At 49.6% G+C, this 19,103-nt stretch carries 17 protein-coding genes and 1 tRNA gene; 15 read left to right on the forward strand and 3 right to left on the reverse strand.

The features are described 5' to 3' along the window. Nucleotides 1-7 precede the first annotated feature (7 nt). A complete protein-coding gene (locus tag QOS01_RS01200; protein WP_283620736.1) occupies nt 8-661 on the forward strand; it encodes a histidine phosphatase family protein in 654 nt (217 codons plus the stop codon). 67 nt (nt 662-728) lie between these two features. Here the strand turns inward: QOS01_RS01200 and clpP are convergent, their stop codons facing one another. Next, on the reverse strand, nt 729-1,322 hold the full coding sequence (clpP, locus tag QOS01_RS01205; protein ID WP_047769336.1) for an ATP-dependent Clp endopeptidase proteolytic subunit ClpP: 594 nt from the start codon (nt 1,320-1,322) through the stop codon (nt 729-731). 658 nt (nt 1,323-1,980) lie between these two features. On the opposite strand from clpP, the gene QOS01_RS01210 reads away from it, so the two are divergent. Then, a complete protein-coding gene (locus QOS01_RS01210; protein ID WP_261313294.1) occupies nt 1,981-2,112 on the forward strand; it encodes a hypothetical protein in 132 nt (43 codons plus the stop codon). 112 nt (nt 2,113-2,224) lie between these two features. Here QOS01_RS01210 and QOS01_RS01215 read toward each other — a convergent pair. Next, nucleotides 2,225-2,296, reverse strand: a tRNA-Arg gene (locus QOS01_RS01215). 251 nt (nt 2,297-2,547) lie between these two features. Between QOS01_RS01215 and gap the strand changes: the two genes are divergently transcribed. From gap to smpB, 11 genes are all read left to right on the forward strand, one after another. Next, the gene (gap, locus tag QOS01_RS01220) at nt 2,548-3,561 is read left to right on the forward strand and encodes a type I glyceraldehyde-3-phosphate dehydrogenase (RefSeq protein WP_047769338.1); all 1,014 of its coding nucleotides are present in this window, start codon (nt 2,548-2,550) and stop codon (nt 3,559-3,561) included. An 86-nt stretch (nt 3,562-3,647) separates the two neighbouring features. After that, nucleotides 3,648-4,853 (forward strand): phosphoglycerate kinase, encoded by a 1,206-nt coding sequence (locus QOS01_RS01225; protein WP_047769340.1) that lies wholly within the window; start codon nt 3,648-3,650, stop codon nt 4,851-4,853. Between the two features lie 154 nt (nt 4,854-5,007). Continuing rightward, complete coding sequence (gene tpiA, locus QOS01_RS01230; protein WP_283620737.1) at nt 5,008-5,760, forward strand: triose-phosphate isomerase; 753 nt, start codon at nt 5,008-5,010, stop codon at nt 5,758-5,760. 88 nt (nt 5,761-5,848) lie between these two features. Continuing rightward, nucleotides 5,849-7,171 (forward strand): phosphopyruvate hydratase, encoded by a 1,323-nt coding sequence (gene eno / locus QOS01_RS01235; RefSeq protein ID WP_047769344.1) that lies wholly within the window; start codon nt 5,849-5,851, stop codon nt 7,169-7,171. A gap of 172 nt (nt 7,172-7,343) precedes the next feature. Continuing rightward, nucleotides 7,344-9,068: a phosphoenolpyruvate--protein phosphotransferase gene (gene ptsP / locus QOS01_RS01240; RefSeq protein WP_283620738.1), complete on the forward strand. Its 1,725-nt coding sequence runs from the start codon at nt 7,344-7,346 to the stop codon at nt 9,066-9,068. A gap of 193 nt (nt 9,069-9,261) precedes the next feature. After that, complete coding sequence (locus tag QOS01_RS01245) at nt 9,262-10,644, forward strand: amino acid permease (RefSeq protein ID WP_283620739.1); 1,383 nt, start codon at nt 9,262-9,264, stop codon at nt 10,642-10,644. 117 nt (nt 10,645-10,761) lie between these two features. Next, nucleotides 10,762-12,303: a ClC family H(+)/Cl(-) exchange transporter gene (locus tag QOS01_RS01250; protein WP_283620740.1), complete on the forward strand. Its 1,542-nt coding sequence runs from the start codon at nt 10,762-10,764 to the stop codon at nt 12,301-12,303. Between the two features lie 64 nt (nt 12,304-12,367). Further along, entirely contained in the window at nt 12,368-12,607 is a 240-nt protein-coding gene (secG, locus tag QOS01_RS01255; protein WP_047769351.1) for a preprotein translocase subunit SecG, read from the forward strand. 68 nt (nt 12,608-12,675) lie between these two features. Beyond that, entirely contained in the window at nt 12,676-13,452 is a 777-nt protein-coding gene (locus QOS01_RS01260) for an alpha/beta hydrolase (protein ID WP_283620741.1), read from the forward strand. Beyond that, the gene (rnr, locus tag QOS01_RS01265) at nt 13,436-15,805 is read left to right on the forward strand and encodes a ribonuclease R (protein WP_283620742.1); all 2,370 of its coding nucleotides are present in this window, start codon (nt 13,436-13,438) and stop codon (nt 15,803-15,805) included. The genes QOS01_RS01260 and rnr overlap by 17 nt, the downstream gene beginning before the upstream one ends. Before the next feature lie 18 nt (nt 15,806-15,823). Then, nucleotides 15,824-16,297, forward strand: coding sequence for an SsrA-binding protein SmpB (gene smpB / locus QOS01_RS01270; RefSeq protein ID WP_222259144.1), 474 nt, complete (start codon nt 15,824-15,826; stop codon nt 16,295-16,297). A gap of 273 nt (nt 16,298-16,570) precedes the next feature. Here smpB and QOS01_RS01275 read toward each other — a convergent pair whose 3' ends face one another. After that, on the reverse strand, nt 16,571-17,116 hold the full coding sequence (locus QOS01_RS01275) for an LURP-one-related/scramblase family protein (protein ID WP_283620743.1): 546 nt from the start codon (nt 17,114-17,116) through the stop codon (nt 16,571-16,573). Between the two features lie 151 nt (nt 17,117-17,267). Between QOS01_RS01275 and QOS01_RS01280 the strand changes: the two genes are divergently transcribed. Next, nucleotides 17,268-17,990 carry a uracil-DNA glycosylase gene (locus QOS01_RS01280; RefSeq protein ID WP_283620744.1) on the forward strand — a complete coding sequence of 241 codons (723 nt, stop codon included), beginning with the start codon at nt 17,268-17,270 and terminating at the stop codon, nt 17,988-17,990. A gap of 26 nt (nt 17,991-18,016) precedes the next feature. Next, a complete protein-coding gene (gene pta / locus QOS01_RS01285; protein ID WP_283620745.1) occupies nt 18,017-18,988 on the forward strand; it encodes a phosphate acetyltransferase in 972 nt (323 codons plus the stop codon). Nucleotides 18,989-19,103 lie beyond the last annotated feature (115 nt).

Below are 19,103 nucleotides of genomic sequence, written 5' to 3' on the forward strand. Positions count from 1 at the left end.
AATAACGATGGCAACAACTGTATATTTTATTCGACATGGAGAGACCTACTTTAACCGCTTCGCCCGGCTGCAAGGATGGTCAGACACCCCATTGACCGCTAAGGGACACGATGACGCGGTCAAAATCGCCAAGGTGCTGGTACCGCTGAAGATTGACTACTTCTTTTCCAGTGATTTAAAGCGGGCAATTGACACCGCCCAAATCATAATTGACCAGCTAAAACTCCCTAATATCAGTCACCCAACGCAGGAAAAATGCTTTCGGGAGGTCTTCTACGGGTCATTCGAAGGGCACAGTAATGAAGAGGGGGCAATTTGGGCCAGCTGCCTCGGCGGCAAACGGTTCCGCCGGATTGGTGATTTAGTGGCTGAGTTTGGGGTCAAAAAAGCCCATGACCTCCTCAAGCAGGCCGACCCGGCCCATCTGGCGGAGGATAGTGCCGAGTTGGACCACCGAGTAAAGCAGATGCTTGATCTCTTCGTATCTTTACCGTCAGGCAGTAATGTCGTTGTTGCCAGTCATGGTTCAATCATCCAATACCTGGCAACGGTATTTGGTGATCTGGACCAGTACGAAAACCCCGCTAACGGGGCCTTAATGAAGTTAATTATCGAAGATCATAACGCACGCGTGGTGGGCTATAATCAGTTCGCAATATAATAAGAAAGCGGGAAGGAAACCTTTGCAGATTTCCTTCCCGCTTATCTTTTCCAGTTCAGTAATCAGATTACTTCAAGCTGGAATTGTTTTCCATGATCCCGTCAAGCAGACCGTAGTCAACCGCTTCTTGAGCAGTTAAGTAGTGGTCACGTTCGGTATCACGGTTGATCTTTTCGATTGGTTGACCAGAATTCTTTGCCAAGATGCCGTTAATCATCTTCCGGGTCTTCAGAATTTCGGTTGCCGCAATTTCAATTTCAGTTTGTTGACCTTGAGCACCACCAGATGGTTGGTGAATCAAGACTTGGGAGTGTGGTAAGCCGAACCGCTTACCCTTTGTTCCGGATGAAACCAGGACACTGGCCATTGAAGCCGCCATCCCGATAACGATTGTTTGCACATCTGACTTGATGAAGTTCATCGTGTCGTAAATGGCCATCCCGGAAGTAACAACACCACCAGGTGAGTTAATGTATAAGTAAATGTCTTTAGTTGAGTCTTGCGCATCCAAGAAGAGGAGCTGCGCAACAATTGAGTTTGCCATGTCGTCTTCGATTGGACCAGAAAGCATGATGATCCGGTCCTTCAGAAGCCGTGAGTAGATATCATAGGCACGTTCGCCACGTGAAGACTGCTCAATGACAGTTGGAACTAAGTTCATATTGTGGCCTCCTTGTTAATTAGCACTCGTTAGCAATAGTTGCTAACTGATATTAATACTATACTCGATTGGTCAAAAAAGGTCAAATGATTTGCCACCTATTTATACTTACCGCTAATATTATGCCATCTTCACCCATAATAAGGAAGAAAGACGGTCGCGCTTTTAAAAAAGTATAATAAAAGTGGCCGTGAGAAAAGATAATTTTCTCACGGCCACATTGTATAGTTGTTAGTCCTTATTAATGTCAGCGCATAACAGGTTCAATTCGGCGTTTGCACTTTGGTAGTCAAGGGCCTTCCAATCAGTAGTGGTTACAAAAACATTTAATTCATTAGTGTTAGTCATAATAAAATCCTCCTGGAGCAGTTAGTTATTTTTGTTCGCTCTTTAAGTTCATTTAGAATAGTACACTAAATTGGTCTGATTTGCAATGCCTCATATATCAATATTTTTGGAAGTATTTACTAAATTGGTCTAGGCTACTGGGCTGAAGCATTGCCTGGTAAGGGTTGCCGTTGCTGAAAAATAAATGTTTACTAGAAAGAAAATTTACTGCTAGGGGAGCATAATTTCACCAGGACTTGCTTTTTATACCGCAGCCCGGTATAATTGGAACGTTAATTCATTTACGAACACAATAAGGAGGCATATAGCTATGCGTAAAGCACACCCATACGGCGTACAAGGCCGTCGCCCAGTTGCTCCTAAGTACAAGCGAGCATTAAAAGAAAAGAAGATTGAAGCTATTCGTAAGTGGGCTAAGGAAAAGCCAGCTGAAGAAAAGTAATCTTACTATAAAAAGGCAGCACGTCTTGGCGTGCTGCCTTTTTTGTTGGCGTTAGTCTTGTAAAACAAAAAGCTGGCGGGAAATCAATCCCGCCAGCTTTTCTAAATAAAAATGCGCCCCCCGAGAGTCGAACTCGGATCTCGAGAACCGGAATCTCACGTGCGATCCATTACACTAAGGGCGCGTCAACGAATATTATAATATCCCATCCCATATTAAATTGCAAGCATTATTTGAATTTTTTAATCAAGATAACGTTTTCACAAGAAAAAAGCAAATTTCTGAGGTGATTGAATAGACAATTCCAAACAAGATGAGTATTATTAAGAGCGTAAGGTTTTGTACCTTGTCTGACGAAAAGTGGTGGTAATTTCAACCACTAATTTTGTTGGATGAGACACTTATTATGTTTTTCCTAAAGGAGGAATTTGCAGTATGACTGTAAAAATTGGTATTAATGGTTTCGGCCGTATCGGTCGTTTAGCATTCCGTCGTATTCACGAACTCAACACTGATGACATCGAAGTTGTTGCTATCAACGACTTGACTTCACCAGAAATGTTGGCTTACTTACTCAAGTACGACTCTACCCAAGGTCGGTTCAATGGTGAAGTTTCATCCACTGACAAGGGTATCGTTGTTGACGGTAAGGAATACCCTGTATACGCAGAACGTGACGCACGTAACATTCCTTGGGTAAAGAACGACGGTGTTGACTTTGTCCTTGAATGTACTGGTTTCTACACTTCTGCAGAAAAGTCACAAGCTCACTTGGATGCCGGCGCAAAGCGTGTTCTGATTTCCGCACCTGCTGGTAACATCCCAACTGTTGTTCCTGGTGTTAACCTGGACACTCTTACTGCTGACGACAAGATCGTTTCCGCTGGTTCTTGCACGACTAGTTGCCTTGCTCCAATGGCATACTTCCTTAACAAGAACTTCGGTATCAAGGTTGGTACTATGACTACTATCCACGCTTACACTGGTAGCCAAGCTGTTCTTGACCAACCACGTGGTAAGAAGTTCCGTAACAACCGTGCCGCAGCTATTAACACTATTCCTCACTCAAGTGGTGCTGCTAAGGCTATCGGCCTGGTTATCCCTGAATTGAACGGTAAGCTTTCTGGTCACGCACAACGTGTTGCCGTTCCTACTGGTTCTTTGACTGAACTTGTTTCTGTTCTGAACAAGAAGGTCACTGTTGACCAAGTTAACGACGCTATGAAGGAAGCTACCAAGAACAACCCTGCTTACGGTTACACTGAAGACCCAATCGTATCTAGCGATATCATTGGTTCTACCTTCGGTTCTGTATTTGACCCATCTCAAACTGAAATCATGGAAGGCGAAGATGGTACTCAATTAGTTAAGACCGTTGCATGGTACGACAACGAAAACGGCTTTACTAGCAACATGATTCGGACCCTGCTTCACTTTGCTGAACTCTAATCCGACATTTAGCTAAAAGTACTAAACAAAAGGTGGGAGGAGGAAACTCCAACCACTTTTTTTCTTAAAAGGAGGAGCTAATAAACATGGCTAAACTTACTGTTGAAGATTTACCATTAGAAGGTAAAAAAGTATTAATGCGTGTTGACTTTAACGTGCCAATCAAGGACGGCGTTGTTGGCGACGACAACCGGATCGTGGCTGCTTTGCCAACGATTAAGTACGTTATTGAACACGGTGGTCGGGCAATCCTCTTCTCCCACTTAGGTCGGGTTAAGAAGGAGGAAGACAAGCCAGGTCTGTCAATGCGTCCGGTTGCTGAACGGCTTTCCAACCTGCTGAACAAGCCGGTTACCTTTGTTCCTGTAACTGAAGGTAAGCAACTCGAAGATGCCATCAACAACATGAACAATGGTGATGTTCTGCTGGTTCAAAACACCCGTTACGAAGATGTTAAGGATGGCGAATACGTCAAGCGCGAATCTGGTAACGACCCTGAATTAGGTAAGTACTGGGCTTCTCTCGGCGATGTCTTCATCAACGATGCCTTTGGTACTGCCCACCGGAAGCACGCTTCCAACGTCGGAATTGCCACTAACATGCCTGGTAAGGCTGCTGCTGGTTACCTGATGGAAAAGGAAATCAAGTTCTTAGGTGACGCCGTCGACAACCCACAACGTCCATTCGTTGCCATCCTCGGTGGTGCCAAGGTTTCCGACAAGATTGGTGTTATTGACCACTTGCTGGACAAGGCGGACAAGATCATCATCGGTGGTGGGATGGCTTACACCTTCTACGCTGCCAAGGGAATTAAGATTGGTAACTCCTTAGTTGAAAAGGACAAGATTGACGTTGCCAAGGAAATCCTGGACAAGGCTGGCGACAAGCTGGTACTGCCAATCGATAACGTTGTCGCTGATAAGTTCAACAACGACGCTGACACCAAGGTTGTTGAAGGAGACATTGACGATGGTTGGATGGCCCTTGACATTGGTCCTAAGACTATCAAGCAGTACGAAGACGTTTTGAAGGACGCTAAGACGGTTGTTTGGAACGGCCCAATGGGTGTCTTCGAAATGCCTAACTTTGCTAAGGGAACACTGGAAATCGGTAAGTTCCTCGGTACCCTGGATGACGCAACCACGATTGTCGGTGGTGGGGACTCCACTGCTGCCGTAAAGCAATTGGGTGTTGCTGACAAGTTGACCCACATTTCCACTGGTGGTGGTGCTTCACTGACCTACCTCGAAGGGAAGACTTTGCCAGGAATTGCCGCAATTTCTGAAAAATAATTGACTAGCCTAAGGGGCCGTACTGGTCGCTTAGGTTGATAAACGGGGTTCCACCGCTGATGCAAAAGCGGTGGAACCCGTTTGTGTAATTAACAATAGTAAAGCGGGGGCCCGCTGCCCAGGGGCTGACCATCCATTAAATAGGGGGAATTTTATGCGTATTCCGATTATTGCCGGTAACTGGAAAATGAACAAAACCGTTGATGAGGCCGTTGCGTTCGTTAAAGAGATTAAGGATCAGCTGCCGCCCGCTGCCCAGTTGCAAACGGCCCTGGCGGCACCGACCCTGTGCCTGATGCCAATGATGCGGGCCGCAGCTGGCTCGCCACTGAAGTTGATGGCGGAAAACTGCTTCTACAAGAATGCTGGTGCCTACACGGGGGAGACGAGTCCCTTTGCCCTTTACCAGGCCGGAATTCACCACGTTATCCTGGGCCACTCTGAGCGCCGGAAGTACTTCCATGAGGACGATGGGTTGATCAATAAAAAGGTGAAGGCGGCCCTTGACAATGGCCTCTGCCCGATTGTTTGCTGTGATGACACAATGGGCAGGCGAATTGCCAAGGACGACAAGGTCCACTGGGTTGTTGGCCGGATCCTAGCCGACTTAAAGGGGCTAAGCACCAACGACATTCGTAAAGTTACCGTTGCTTATGAGCCCAGCTGGGCAATTGGTAGCGGTCAGAGCGCCGATCCTGACCAGGCGGAGGAGGGCTGCTACCTGATTCGCCAAACGATCAGCGACATGTACGGTGATACAGTGGCCGATGACGTCCGAATCCTTTACGGGGGAAGCGTCACTCCTGAAAACACCAGCGCGTTGATGGCGACTGCCGACATTGACGGTGTCCTGGTCGGTGCGGATAGCCTGGACGCGAAAACTTTTTTAGAAATAGTTAACCATTAAATGCTTGTTTTTAGTTGTGCAAAATAATACAATGTTAATGAAGTAGCGCGATTGCTATCGAATTTAAGACAGAGGAGAGATTCATCAAATGTCACTTATTACAGATATTTATGCACGTGAAGTTCTTGATTCACGTGGTAACCCAACCGTTGAAGCTGAAGTTTACACTGAAGCTGGCGGTGTTGGCCGTGGAATTGTTCCATCAGGTGCTTCCACTGGTGAACACGAAGCTGTTGAACTTCGTGACGGCGACAAGAACCGTTTCGGCGGCAAGGGTGTACTGAAGGCCGTTGCTAATGTTAACGACATCATTGCTAAGGAAATCGTGGGGATGGAAGTTACTGACCAAATCGCCATCGACAAGGCAATGATTAAGTTAGACGGTACTCCTAACAAGGGTAAGCTTGGTGCCAACGCTATCTTGGCCGTTTCATTAGCTGCTGCACGGGCCGCTGCTGATGAATTACAAGTACCTCTTTACAACTACCTTGGTGGTTTCAATGCGCACGTATTGCCAACACCAATGATGAACGTTATCAACGGTGGTGCCCACTCTGATAACAAGGTTGACTTCCAAGAATTCATGATCATGCCAGTTGGTGCACCAACTGTTCGTGAAGCCATTCGTTGGGGCTCCGAAACTTTCCACGCTCTGAAGAAGGAATTGGAAGACGCTGGTAAGGTAACCTCTGTTGGTGACGAAGGTGGATTTGCTCCTGACTTTGCTAACAACGCTGAACCATTCGAATACCTGATCAAGGCCATCAAGGATGCCGGTTACAAGCCAGGTAAGGACATTGCCATTGCCTTTGACGTGGCTGCTTCCGAACTTTGGGACGACGACACCAAGAAGTACAAGCTTCGTTGGTCCACTGGTGAAGAATACACCACTGAAGAATGGATCAAGTACCTGTCCGGTATCATTGAAAAGTACCCAATCGTTTCTGTCGAAGACCCAATTGACGAAAACAACTGGGATGACTGGGTAACCCTGACCAAGGAACTTGGTAAGAAGGTTCAATTAGTTGGTGATGACTTCTTCGTAACCAACACTGACTACCTGAAGAAGGGTATCAAGATGGGCGCTGCTAACTCCATCCTGATTAAGCTGAACCAAATCGGTACTTTGACTGAAACTGTTGAAGCTATCGAAATGGCTAAGGAAGCCGGCTACACGGCTATCGTTTCCCACCGTTCTGGTGAAACTGAAGATACCACGATTGCTGACCTGGTTGTTGCTACTAACGCAGGCCAAATCAAGACTGGTTCCATGAGCCGGACTGACCGTCTTGCTAAGTACAACCAATTGATGCGGATCGAAGACAACCTTGGCGACGTTGCTCAATACAAGGGCATTCACTCCTTCTACAACCTGAGTGAACAAGCTCGTCAAGACATCGAAAACCGTTAATTTATCAATAATTAACCATTGAATAGGTCCCTATCTCCGGGAATTTTACCGGGGTGGGGGCCTATTGTATTTTAAAAACGCGCGGATAAAATTGATGAAACCGCTTCGTTTTCCCCCGACCTGCGCTATAATGTTAGGGAATGGTCATTAAGACCAACAGAGGAGGAGAAATATGGCCAAAGAGATTAAGGGAATTGCTGCCAGTGAAGGAATTGGGATTGCCCCAGTTTACCGCCTGGTGGAACCCGCCCTACATTACCAAAAGCGGCGGGTCAATAATACCCTGACGGAATACAAGCGGGTGTTACAGGCATTTAACGAATCCACCGATGAATTACGGCGCATTAAGAAAAACGCCCGCGGAAGACTCTCTGACGAAGATCTCCAAGTATTCGATGCCCATATTGCTATTCTCGCGGACCCCGAGCTACTCGGCCAGGTTAAGCAGCTGATTGACCAGCAACAACTGTGCGCCGAAGAGGCTGTTGACCAGGTAACTAGCCGCTTTGCCCAGACGATGGCCCAGATGACCGACCCTTACTTTAAGGAACGGGCTGGTGACGTTAAGGACGTTGCTAAACGAGCGATGGCTAACTTGATGGGCAAGAAGCTCCCGGACATTTCAACAATCGATCACCCGGTAATCCTCGTTGCTCATGAAGTGACCCCCTCTGATACTTCGCAGATGGATAAGAAATTTATTAAGGGGATTGTCACCGATGTTGGCGGCCGGACCAGCCATGCCGCCATCATGGCCCGGACACTGCGGATCCCGGCGGTAGTCGGTACAGAGCACGCGGCCGAGTTAACCCGGGATGGCCAACTAATGGTCGTTGATGGTCTCCGTGGGGTTGTCTTTGTTGAACCAACCCAGGATAAGGTCACGAGCTACCGGGATAAGGCCCACGAATTAACAGAGGAGCGGCAAAACTGGGCCCAGTTGGTTAACGCCCCGTCCGTTTCGAAAAACGGTCAGCGCTTCGCCATTGAGGCCAATATTGGTAACCCAGATGATGTCGTAGATGCTACCCGGCAGGGGGCCGATGGGGTTGGCCTCTTCCGGTCGGAATTCCTCTACATGGGGAGTGACCATATGCCGACCGAAGAAGAGCAGTTCACTGCGTACCGTCAAGCAGTAACCGGGATGGGGGGCAAACCCGTTGTGGTGCGGACCCTTGATATTGGGGGCGACAAACCATTGCCATACCTTCCCCTACCACGGGAGATGAATCCCTTCTTGGGCTACCGGGCCATCCGAATTAGCCTCAAGCACCCCGACATGTTTAAAACCCAACTACGGGCCCTGATCCGGGCGTCCCAGTTTGGGCCCCTCTCCATCATGTTTCCGATGATTGGAACGATTGCTGAACTGCGGGCGGCAGAAAAAATCTTCAATGAGTGCCGGTCAGAGCTCCAGGCGGACCAGCCGGGACTCGGTGACGACATCAAGTTGGGAATGATGATTGAGGTCCCGCTAGCGGCAATCAATGCCGACCAGTTTGCGAAGGAAGTTGACTTTTTTAGCATCGGGACGAATGACCTGATCCAGTATAGCTTTGCTGCCGACCGGGGAAACGATGCGGTGGCGGACCTCTACCAGCCACTTAATCCGGCCTTTTTAGGGGTAATTCAACACGTGATCGACGCCGGCCACCGTCACAACACCAAGGTCGCAATGTGTGGCGAGATGGCGGGTGACCGTCTGGCACTGCCCCTGTTAATGGGGATGGGACTGGACGAATACTCCATGTCCGCTTCCTCAATCCTCCGGACCCGGATGATGATGAGTAAACTTGATACACAGAAGTGCAGTGACTTGGTTAATGAGGCGGTTAATAACTGCGTCACCAATGAGGAAGTTGAGCAGCTGGTCCGAGACCGGCTGGCCAACAACTAGGCGAATAAAAATGATAATTACAGCTAGTGAAGCTAATTTAAATTAGTTTCACCAGCTGTTTTCTTTTTTTAATAAAGTGGTAGCTGAAATTTCTCCTAATAAGTTAAAAAATGATGAGAAAAATATAGAAAATCACGGGAATCTATAATATACTTTGTAACTGTTAACTGATTACGGAAGGGAATCGATTAGTATGAAGAATTCAGCACCAAAGTTGCGTCGGTCGATGACTGCCGGCCAAATGGAAATGATTTCGCTTGGTGGTGCCATCGGGGTCGGCCTGTTTATGGGGGCCACTTCTACGATCAAGTGGACGGGGCCGTCTGTTTTGCTGGCGTATGCCTTTGTTGGTTTAATCTTGTATATTGTGATGCGGGCGCTTGGGGAGATGATTTACATCAACCCCGGGACCGGGTCGTTTGCCGATTACGCAACCGAGTATGTTCACCCCTTAGCTGGCTACATCGCCAAGTGGGCGAACGTCTTCGAATACATTGTCGTTGGGATGTCGGAAGTGGTGGCCGCCACGGAATACCTCAAATACTGGTGGCCACACATGCACACTTGGATTGCCGGAATTGTCATTATTGTTTTCTTGGTTTTAGCCAACCTTGCCAGTGCGAAGGCCTATGGTTCACTAGAATTCTGGTTCGCGATGATCAAGGTGATCACAATCATCTTCATGATTATCCTCGGCTTCTTGGTAATTTTCTTTGGCTTCGGTAACGGCGGCAAACCAACTGGCTTTAGCAACCTCTGGTCCCACGGTGGCTTCTTCACTGGTGGGGTGAGCGGGTTCTTCTTCTCCATGTCAATCATTGTTGGTTCATACGAAGGAATTGAACTGTTGGGGATTTCCGCTGGTGAAGTTGCCAACCCCCAGAAGGCAATTGTTAAGTCCGTTAAATCCGTTTTGTTCCGGATCCTGATATTCTACATTGGGGCAATCTTTGTAATTGTCACAATTTACCCGTGGAACAAGCTGAGCAGCGTTGGTTCACCATTCGTTTCTACCTTTGCCAAGGTGGGAATTACCGCGGCTGCTTCCATTATTAACTTTGTTGTGCTGACGGCGGCACTCTCGGGAGCCAACTCGGGAATTTACAGCTCCAGCCGGATGCTTTTTAAGCTGGCCCACGAAGGGGATGCGCCAAGCGTCTTTGGTCGTCTTTCCAAGCGGGTCGTTCCGGATGCCGCCATCCTGGGAATTTCTGGTGGGATCCTGATTGGCTTTATCATTGACATCATTGCGTCCATTTACAGCAAGTCCACGGCAGATATGTTCGTGATTGTCTTCAGTTCATCCGTTCTTCCAGGGATGATTCCATGGTTTGTCATCCTGCTGGCGGAACTGCGCTTCCGGCACAACAACCCCGACTTGATGACGGACCACCCCTTTAAACTGCCACTGTACCCATTCTCGAACTACTTCGCCTTTATCATGTTGATTGTCATTGTGATCTTCATGTTCATCAACCCGGATACCCGGGTATCTGTCATCGTGGGGGCAGTGGTCCTCATCCTGGCAGTCCTGATTTACCTCTTGCGGCATGGCTTGAGCCGGGAAAAGGCTTAAAAATTTAGACTAAGGAGCACTAGTATAATGACGGTGCTCTTTTTTATTTGCGGGGGCGTGGCACTGGGCCGCTTTTGTAGTACAATATCCTTTAGCTTATTCTGAAGGGACCTATTTATGAACAGAGGAGAATTTATTCATCGTCATAACCAGCTCGTCCAGGTTTTGCGAGCCATCTTAATTGGCCTGTTGACGGGCCTGGTGGTTAGCGTCTTTCGCCTATCCATCCAACACCTGCTGGGCTTTGTCACGGTTAGTTTCCGCTACTTTCACCACCACCCAACGGGGCTGGTTTGGTGGGCACTGGCTTCCGTGATTTTGGCCTTAATCCTGGGAATCATGACCCAGCGTTACCCGAATATCAAGGGGTCCGGAATCCCGCAGATTGAGGGACAGTTGACCAGTCAGTTTGACGAAAAATGGTGGCCGGTCCTCTGGCGAAAGTTCATCGGGGGAATCCTGGCGATTGGGTCCGGACTCTACCTTGGTCGGGAAGGACCGTCAATTCAACTCGGGGCCGCAGTTGGCCAGGGGGTGGCCGAGAGCTTCCATGCCGGTAAGCTCAACCGCCAGCTGGGGATTGCCAGTGGGGCCGCTGCCGGTTTGGCCGCCGCCTTTAACGCCCCGATTGCCAGCACGATCTTTATCTTGGAGGAGGTTTACCACAACTTTTCGCCTTTGATTTGGCTGGCGACCTTTGTCAGTTCCCTGTGCTCCAACATGGTGTCGATGACCTTCTTTGGCTTGCGGCCGGTATTAGCGGTGCCCTACCACCACATGCTACCGACGGGCCTCTATTGGCAGCTGGTCGTCCTTGGCCTGGTACTGGGCCTGTTAGGGCGTTTCTACCAGGTGATCATTCTGAACCTTGATAAGTGGACCGGGAAGCTGAAGTGGGTTCCACCCTACGCTTACCCGGTGCTGCCGTTTCTGTTAGTCATGCCGGTTGCCTGGTACTTCCCACTCACCCTGGGTGGGGGGAACCAGCTGATCACTGGGCTGACTAACCTCCCGTTTTCGTTGAGCCTGTTTGTCGGGCTCTTCGTCCTCCGCTTTGTCTTTTCGATGATTAGTTATAGCTCACAGCTTCCCGGGGGGATCTTTTTACCGATCCTGACCCTAGGGGCCGTACTGGGGGCCGTCTACTGTGCCCTGATGGTTCGCTTGGGCCTGCTGCCGGTTCGTTATCTACCGAACTTCATTATTTATGCGATGGCCGGTTACTTTGCCTGTATCAGTAAGGCCCCTTTTACCGCCATCCTGCTGATTACGGAAATGGTCGGCTCACTGGCCCACCTGATGCCCCTGGCAATCGTGGCCATGGTCGCTTACCTGGTTGTTGATGGCCTTCATGGGGAGCCAGTTTATACCGCAATGTTCAATAACTTTATCGGTAAACACGCCCCTGCTGTTCAACACGAGGTTGAGATGTCAGTGACGATTTACGCGGGATCCAGCCTGGACGGTAAGAAAATTGCCGACTTTGTTTGGCCGTACTCGAGTATCGTCACGACCATCTACCGGGGTGAGGAGCGGATTATCCCGAATGGCCAGACGGTTCTTGCTGCCGGTGACACAATCATCGTTCACGCCGTCCAAACGAATAATAACCAGGCCTATAAGCGGATCAGCCGGGCAGCGCACTATGCGAATGTATAGAAATCACGGTTGTAATATGATATGATATTAGAGATATAGCCGGTATAAATTAGGAGGAAGATCCTTGTATAATACTTTAATGACAATCTTTTTAATTGTATGTGTAATTATGATTGCATGTGTAATGATGCAACCAGCTAAAAACGATAACGATGCGATGTCTGCCTTGACTGGTGGTGCCGGTGATCTTTTCTCCCGGCGCAAGGCCCGGGGATTTGAAGCCGTCATGCAAATTGTGACCACAATCTGTGGGGCACTCTTCTTCATCTTGGCGCTTGCCTTAGTTTACGTATCGTCACATTAGGTTTTCTAAGTTTGTGCCTCCTGGAGCAGTTTCAGGGGGCCTTTTTATTAAGAAGTGGGGATGGTGAGATGAAGACCTATACTGGTGAAACCTTCTTCTTCCCGCACAGTGGGAAGAAGGGGGTAATCCTGCTGCATGCCTATACGGGCAACAGTAACGACGTCCGGATGCTTGGCCGCCAGCTTAACTGGGCCGGCTACACGGTCTGTGCGCCGCTTTTTACGGGTCATGGTGGTGATCCCCGGGAGATCCTTAAAAAGGGGAGCCCGGCTGACTGGCAGGATGATACCCGGATGGCAATTTTCCGCCTGCGGGACACGGGGGTGGACCAGATTGCTATCTTTGGCCTTTCACTAGGGGGCCTGCTGGCAACGTGGGCCGTAGAAGAGGACCCGTCCTTGCTTGGCGGGGGTGTCTTTGCCTCACCAATAACAACCTGGGGGGATTCAAATGTTCCCCAATATTTTCCGACACTCGCCGAAAAGTACTACCGGCGGGTACATACAGAGCCGGAATTGATTAGCGAACGGTTAGCATGGCTTAACGAGCGGTTACCCGCCCAGCTCAATGACATTAAGAAGCTTGCCCGTCAACTGGCCGTCAACCTTAACCGGATTCACCGGCCGTTTTTTATTGCCCAGGGCGGTAAGGACGAAATGATTGACCCCAATTCAGGGGCCCAGCTTCGTGACCGTTTACTTGCCCAGGGGACACCGGTTGACTTTCACTACTATCCGGATGCCACCCACTTACTAACCGTAAATTCAGCACACCGTCAGCTCTTTAGCGACGTTGAAAACTATTTGAATAATTTATTTGAGGTAACAAATGACAATCAACAATAAGACGAAATTAAAAGACAATATTCTCGATTTCCTGACGAAGAACGCCGGAATCAGTTACTCCGCTGAGCGGATTGCGCACGCGCTCGATATGGATAATGCCGAGCAGTTCACGCCAATCGTCCAGACCCTCGCCCAGCTTGAACGTGATAAGAAGGCCCGGGTAACCGATAAGGGCGAGTTTGAGGCGGTTATTAAACAAGAACCGATTACGGGGACGTTCCATGGAAACGACAAGGGTTTCGGCTTCGTAGAATACGATCCCGACCTGCCTGACATGTTCATTAATCCCGACCACACCTTGCATGCCCTTAATGGCGACCAGGTGGCGGTCAAGGTTTTGAAGGCCGGTGACCCCGCAGCGGGCCAGGGCCCAGAAGCAATGGTTACCAAGATCCTGGAACACAACTACGAACGGGTCGTGGGTGAATTCAAGCAGGAAACCGTTGGTAACTACATCGGTGAGGTCCTCTTGAAGGATAAGAAACTTAGTCAATTCCGCTTTTTTGTCACCGATAAGGGCCTCAAGCCCATGGATGGTGAGGTTGTTACGGCGACCGTTGAGACCTATCCAGACGACGAGTCGCCCCAAGTCCTCACCGGGGCCGTTACGGAGGTAATCGGGAACAAGGATGAACCGGGAATCGATATTCTCTCGGTCATCTATGCTCATGATGTTCCCCATGAATTTCCTAAGGAGGCAATGGAGCAGGCAAACAAAATTCCGTTGCACGTCCTTCCCGAAGAAAAGAAGGGGCGCAAGGACATTACCAACCAGCCCCTGGTAACTATTGACGCCATCGAGTCCAAGGACTTGGACGATGCCGTCGTTGCTTGGAAGCTTGATAACGGTAACTACCACCTTGGGGTTCATATTGCGGACGTCAGCCACTATGTTCAACCGGGGACCCCGCTCGACAAGGAAGCCTTCAAGCGAGGGACATCGGTTTACCTGACGGACCGGGTCGTCCCGATGCTGCCGAAGCGCCTGTCCAATGGTATCTGTTCTTTAAACCCGGGTGAGGAGCGGCTCTCAATGAGTTGTGAAATGGAAATCAACGACCAGGGGAAGATCGTCAAACACCGCATCTTCCCAAGTGTCATGAAGTCCCATGCCCGGATGACCTACAAGGCCGTTAACCGGATCCTGGAGGCCCATGACCAAAAGACGATTGACCGCTACAAGGACCTCGTGCCAATGTTTGAAACCATGGCAGAGCTTCACAAGATCCTTTTGAAGAACCGGAAACGGCGGGGCGCAATCGACTTTGAGGCGCCGGAAGCAAAGATCATTGTTGATGATAAGGGTCACCCAATTGACATCCAGCTCCGGGAACGGGGACTGGCTGAACGGATGATTGAATCATTCATGCTGGCCGCCAACGAAACGGTTGCCCACCACTACTTTGATGAGCACGTTCCCTTCCTCTACCGGATCCACGAGACCCCGGATAAAGACCGGATTAAGTCGTTTGTCGACTTCTTGAGCGTCTTTGGGATCAACGTCCACGGTGACGTGAACAACGTTAAGCCCAAGATGCTGCAAAACGTCCTGAAAGACGTTGCCGGAAAGCCGGAAGAGCAGATGGTCCAGGTAATGATGCTGCGGAGTATGCAACAGGCCAAGTACTCTGACGAGGAACTGGGGCACTTTGGCCTGGGCGCTAAGTACTACACCCACTTTACGTCGCCAATTCGGCGGTACCCGGATGACACGGTTCACCGTCTGATCAAGTGGTATGCCCAACACGGTAAGGGTGAAAAGGCTAAGGCCGCTTGGCGCGATAAGTTGCCAGAGATTGCTGAACACACGTCCGTCACCGAGCGGCGGGGAATTGACACCGAGCGGGACGTCGACAGCATGAAGAAGGCCGAGTACATGGAAGACCACGTTGGCGAAACCTTCGATGCCGTGGTCAGCTCCGTTATGAAGTTCGGCCTCTTTGTCCAACTGGAGAACACCGTTGAAGGACTCATCCACATTAGCGTGATGACGGATGACTACTATGAATACTCCGAAAAACACATGGCCCTAATTGGGCGGAAGACCCACCGGATCTTCCAAATCGGTCAACCGGTAAAGGTTAAGTTACTTCGGGTTGACAAGGACCTGCGGGAAATCGACTTTGAGCTGGTCAATCCGCAGGACGCGCCAAAGACCAAGATTCGGGTTCCTCACGAACACGATAACCGTCGTCGCGGAAACCGGAACCGGCGGCGGGGTAATCATGGTCATGTTAAGCGCCATGATCATAACCAGCACAATGGGCACGTTAATAACCGGCAGATTAACCGGGGCCAAACGCGTCACCATAATAATTCACGCGACCACCATTCACAAGGGCGGCACCATTAAAACTAACGGAGGGATAAAATGGCAAAAAGATCCCAACAAAAGAATAATGACAACTTGATTGCCCAAAATAAAAAGGCCCGCCACGACTATTTTGTGACGGACACGGTTGAGGCGGGACTGGTACTGACCGGGACGGAGATTAAGTCTGTCCGGGCCCACCGGGTTAACCTCAAGGATGGCTTTGCCCAGATAAAAAACGGCGAGGCCTGGTTGATGAATGTTCATATTAGTGAATACGACAACGGGAATATCTTTAACCAAGACCCGCTCCGTAACCGGAAGCTCCTTCTTCATAAGAAAGAGATTCACCGCCTAGTGGGGGCGCTACAGGACAAGGGGGTCACCCTGATCCCCCTCAAGATGTACATCAAGCATGGCTATGCCAAGGTCTTGATGGGCGTTGCCAAAGGTAAGCACCAATATGATAAGCGGGAAGCAATTAAACGCCGTGAGCAAAATCGCGAAATTGAACGGGTAATGAAGCACTACTAAGATGAAAACCGTCTTCAAGAACTGACCAAAAAAAAGCCGGTCAGGATTGAAGACGGTTCTTTTATTAAACTTTTAGTTCTTCGAATATTACACAGTAATCGCGGAAAAACCAAATAGGCTTGCTCCGCGTCGAAGGGTGCTCCTAGTGTCTAGCGCCGTGAAGCAAGTCCATTGATTACGGACAATCATTGGCCCGTTCCGTGCCAACGATCGTCCTATACTAGCCAAAGGCGCACTCTGATGCCTTTTTCCCAGCTTCTGAATATTGTGAACTTATTTAAGCCGGTACCCCATCCCAAAACTATCGGAGAGGGACCGGTTCTTGAATTGGACCTTATTGACGTCAAACTGACCGCCGCGGGCCCAGTGGTCGAGGACACTGGCAACTAGGATGGCTAGGGGCTCGTCTTCCTGCCTCGTGACCCGGAGTTCGTGACAGTAGGAACCGGAAAACTGGACTGGTTTAAGGGCAAAGACCAGTTTGCCGGCCCCAAAGACCCGGTAACGGTTGCTCAGGGGTGACCCCACGATAATCCAGTTAAGTCCCCGGATATAAACGACCTGGCGGACAAAGCCAAAGGACTTACCAACGGTTCCCACCCGGTGGCGGTGCTCGTACAGGCCAAACTTTGGTAAGAGGCCGAGGGAAAGCTGCTTGACCTCTGCCAGTAATTCACCATTAATGGCGTATAACGACAAAACGTCGTGGTGCATTCCCCACTTACCAGCCAGGAGGTAACAGGACCGCCCCTGGTCATCACGAACTACTGTTGTCCCGTGCAGGTCGGTTGAATGATCACGAAGGTACAACTTACGCACGAACTCACCACCATCCTCAATTAGTTATTAAACCTATTTTACCAGTTTGACCAATAAATGCCCAATAATCTAATTATAAAAAAGCGTTTCCAATAGCACTGTTACCACCTATTTAGATATGATAGAATAAAAGACGAGGTGCATAATACTGATGAGACGATTAATCCACAATGACTGGTGGCCGGTCCTTGAGCCCCAGTTCGAAAGTTCATACTATTCACAGCTTCATGACTTCTTAAAGGAGGAGTACACCCACCGGACAATCTATCCGGAGATGCATCATATCTTTGAGGCCTTTGAGTGGACCCCCTTTAGTAAGGTGAAGGTGGTTATTCTGGGGCAGGACCCTTACCATGGCCCCCACCAGGCACACGGATGCAGTTTCTCAGTGTTACCAGGAGTGGCGGTTCCACCATCTTTGCAAAATATCTATAAGGAATTGCAAAGTGACGTGGGTTTTAAGCCCGTGAACCATGGTTACCTAAAGCACTGGGCCGACCAGGGCGTTCTCCTGCTTAACTCGGTTCTAACCGTCCGAGCGGGACAGGCCTTTTCTCACCGGGGACACGGCTGGGAAAAGCTGACGGATGCGGCAATTCATGCATTGTCTGAGCGCCCGAAGCCCGTGGTGTTTATCCTGTGGGGGCGGGCAGCCCGGGACAAGAAGAAGCTGATTAACACGAATACCAATATTATTCTCGAATCAGCCCACCCGAGTCCGCTGTCTGCTAACCGTGGTTTCTTTGGTTCACGGCCGTTTTCAAAGACCAACGAAGCACTTCGCGCAATGGGAGAACAGCCAATTGATTGGCAGCTGCCGGAAAATCCGGTGGCGGATGAAGGGACAACTAATCAGTTGCCGAAAAATGCTTAAGGATCAATTGAGGAGGTACTTGCATAATGGAATTATTTGATGAAATTGCTGCCAAGGTTAAGGGACAAAACAAGACGATTGTGTTCCCAGAAGGTGAAGACAAGCGGGTCCTCGGTGCTGCTGTTCGTCTGCAAAACGACGGCTTGATTAAGCCCATCCTGCTTGGTAAGCGGGCAGACATTGAAAAGACCGCCAAGGACAACGGCTGGGACATTTCTGCTTTAAGCATTCTGGACCCTGCTGAATATCCTGAAGAAGACAAGAAGGCAATGTTTGATGCACTGCTCGAACGGCGGAAGGGCAAGAACACTCCTGAACAAGTTACGGAAATGCTCAAGGACGTTTCATACTTCGGAACCATGCTGGTTTACATGGGTAAGGCTGACGGAATGGTATCTGGCGCCGTTCACTCCACCGGTTCGACCGTTCGTCCAGCTTTGCAAATCGTTAAGACTAAGCCTGGTGCTCACCGGATTAGTGGGGCCTTCCTGATGATCAAGGGCGACCAGCGCTACATCTTTGCTGACTGTGCCATCAACATTGAACTGGATGCCCCAACGATGGCCGAAGTCGCGGTTCAAAGTGCCGACACTGCTAAGCTCTTTGGCATTGACCCGAAGGTTGCCCTGCTGAGCTTCTCCACGAAGGGCTCTGCCAAGGGTGACATGGTCACCAAGGTTGCCGAGGCAACGAAGCAGGTTCACGAAATGGCACCGGACCTGCCAGCTGATGGTGAACTCCAATTTGATGCGGCCTTTGTTCCCGAAGTTGGTGAACTGAAGGCCCCAGATTCTAAGGTTGCCGGTCACGCCAACGTCTTCGTATTCCCAAGCCTGGAAGCTGGTAACATCGGCTACAAGATTGCCCAACGGTTTGGTGGCTTAACGGCTGTGGGCCCAATTCTGCAAGGCCTGAATGCCCCAATTGCGGACCTTTCACGGGGATGCAACGAAGACGACGTTTACGACGTTGCCCTGATTACCGCCGCCCGGGCATAAAAATCGCCACGGCGCACGTGTTAGTGTTGAAAATTTAAAAGTAGAGCTGGGTTGGCAAAATACGTCAACCCAGCTTTTGTTTTCCGGTCGCTGATAGGCTACAATAATAAACAGC

It is taken from the genome of Limosilactobacillus avium, assembly GCF_947381485.1.
GTDB lineage: Bacteria > Bacillota > Bacilli > Lactobacillales > Lactobacillaceae > Limosilactobacillus > Limosilactobacillus avium.

Coding starts and splice junctions, on each gene's coding strand:
- pta (WP_283620745.1), top strand. CDS start 18,017: ATGGAATTATTTGATGAAATTGCTGCCAAGGTTAAGGGACAAAACAAG.
- QOS01_RS01250 (WP_283620740.1), top strand. CDS start 10,762: ATGAACAGAGGAGAATTTATTCATCGTCATAACCAGCTCGTCCAGGTT.
- QOS01_RS01225 (WP_047769340.1), top strand. CDS start 3,648: ATGGCTAAACTTACTGTTGAAGATTTACCATTAGAAGGTAAAAAAGTA.
- eno (WP_047769344.1), top strand. CDS start 5,849: ATGTCACTTATTACAGATATTTATGCACGTGAAGTTCTTGATTCACGT.
- clpP (WP_047769336.1), bottom strand. CDS start 1,322: ATGAACTTAGTTCCAACTGTCATTGAGCAGTCTTCACGTGGCGAACGT.
- smpB (WP_222259144.1), top strand. CDS start 15,824: ATGGCAAAAAGATCCCAACAAAAGAATAATGACAACTTGATTGCCCAA.
- gap (WP_047769338.1), top strand. CDS start 2,548: ATGACTGTAAAAATTGGTATTAATGGTTTCGGCCGTATCGGTCGTTTA.
- QOS01_RS01210 (WP_261313294.1), top strand. CDS start 1,981: ATGCGTAAAGCACACCCATACGGCGTACAAGGCCGTCGCCCAGTTGCT.
- QOS01_RS01200 (WP_283620736.1), top strand. CDS start 8: ATGGCAACAACTGTATATTTTATTCGACATGGAGAGACCTACTTTAAC.
- tpiA (WP_283620737.1), top strand. CDS start 5,008: ATGCGTATTCCGATTATTGCCGGTAACTGGAAAATGAACAAAACCGTT.
- QOS01_RS01260 (WP_283620741.1), top strand. CDS start 12,676: ATGAAGACCTATACTGGTGAAACCTTCTTCTTCCCGCACAGTGGGAAG.
- rnr (WP_283620742.1), top strand. CDS start 13,436: ATGACAATCAACAATAAGACGAAATTAAAAGACAATATTCTCGATTTC.
- QOS01_RS01245 (WP_283620739.1), top strand. CDS start 9,262: ATGAAGAATTCAGCACCAAAGTTGCGTCGGTCGATGACTGCCGGCCAA.
- ptsP (WP_283620738.1), top strand. CDS start 7,344: ATGGCCAAAGAGATTAAGGGAATTGCTGCCAGTGAAGGAATTGGGATT.
- QOS01_RS01280 (WP_283620744.1), top strand. CDS start 17,268: ATGAGACGATTAATCCACAATGACTGGTGGCCGGTCCTTGAGCCCCAG.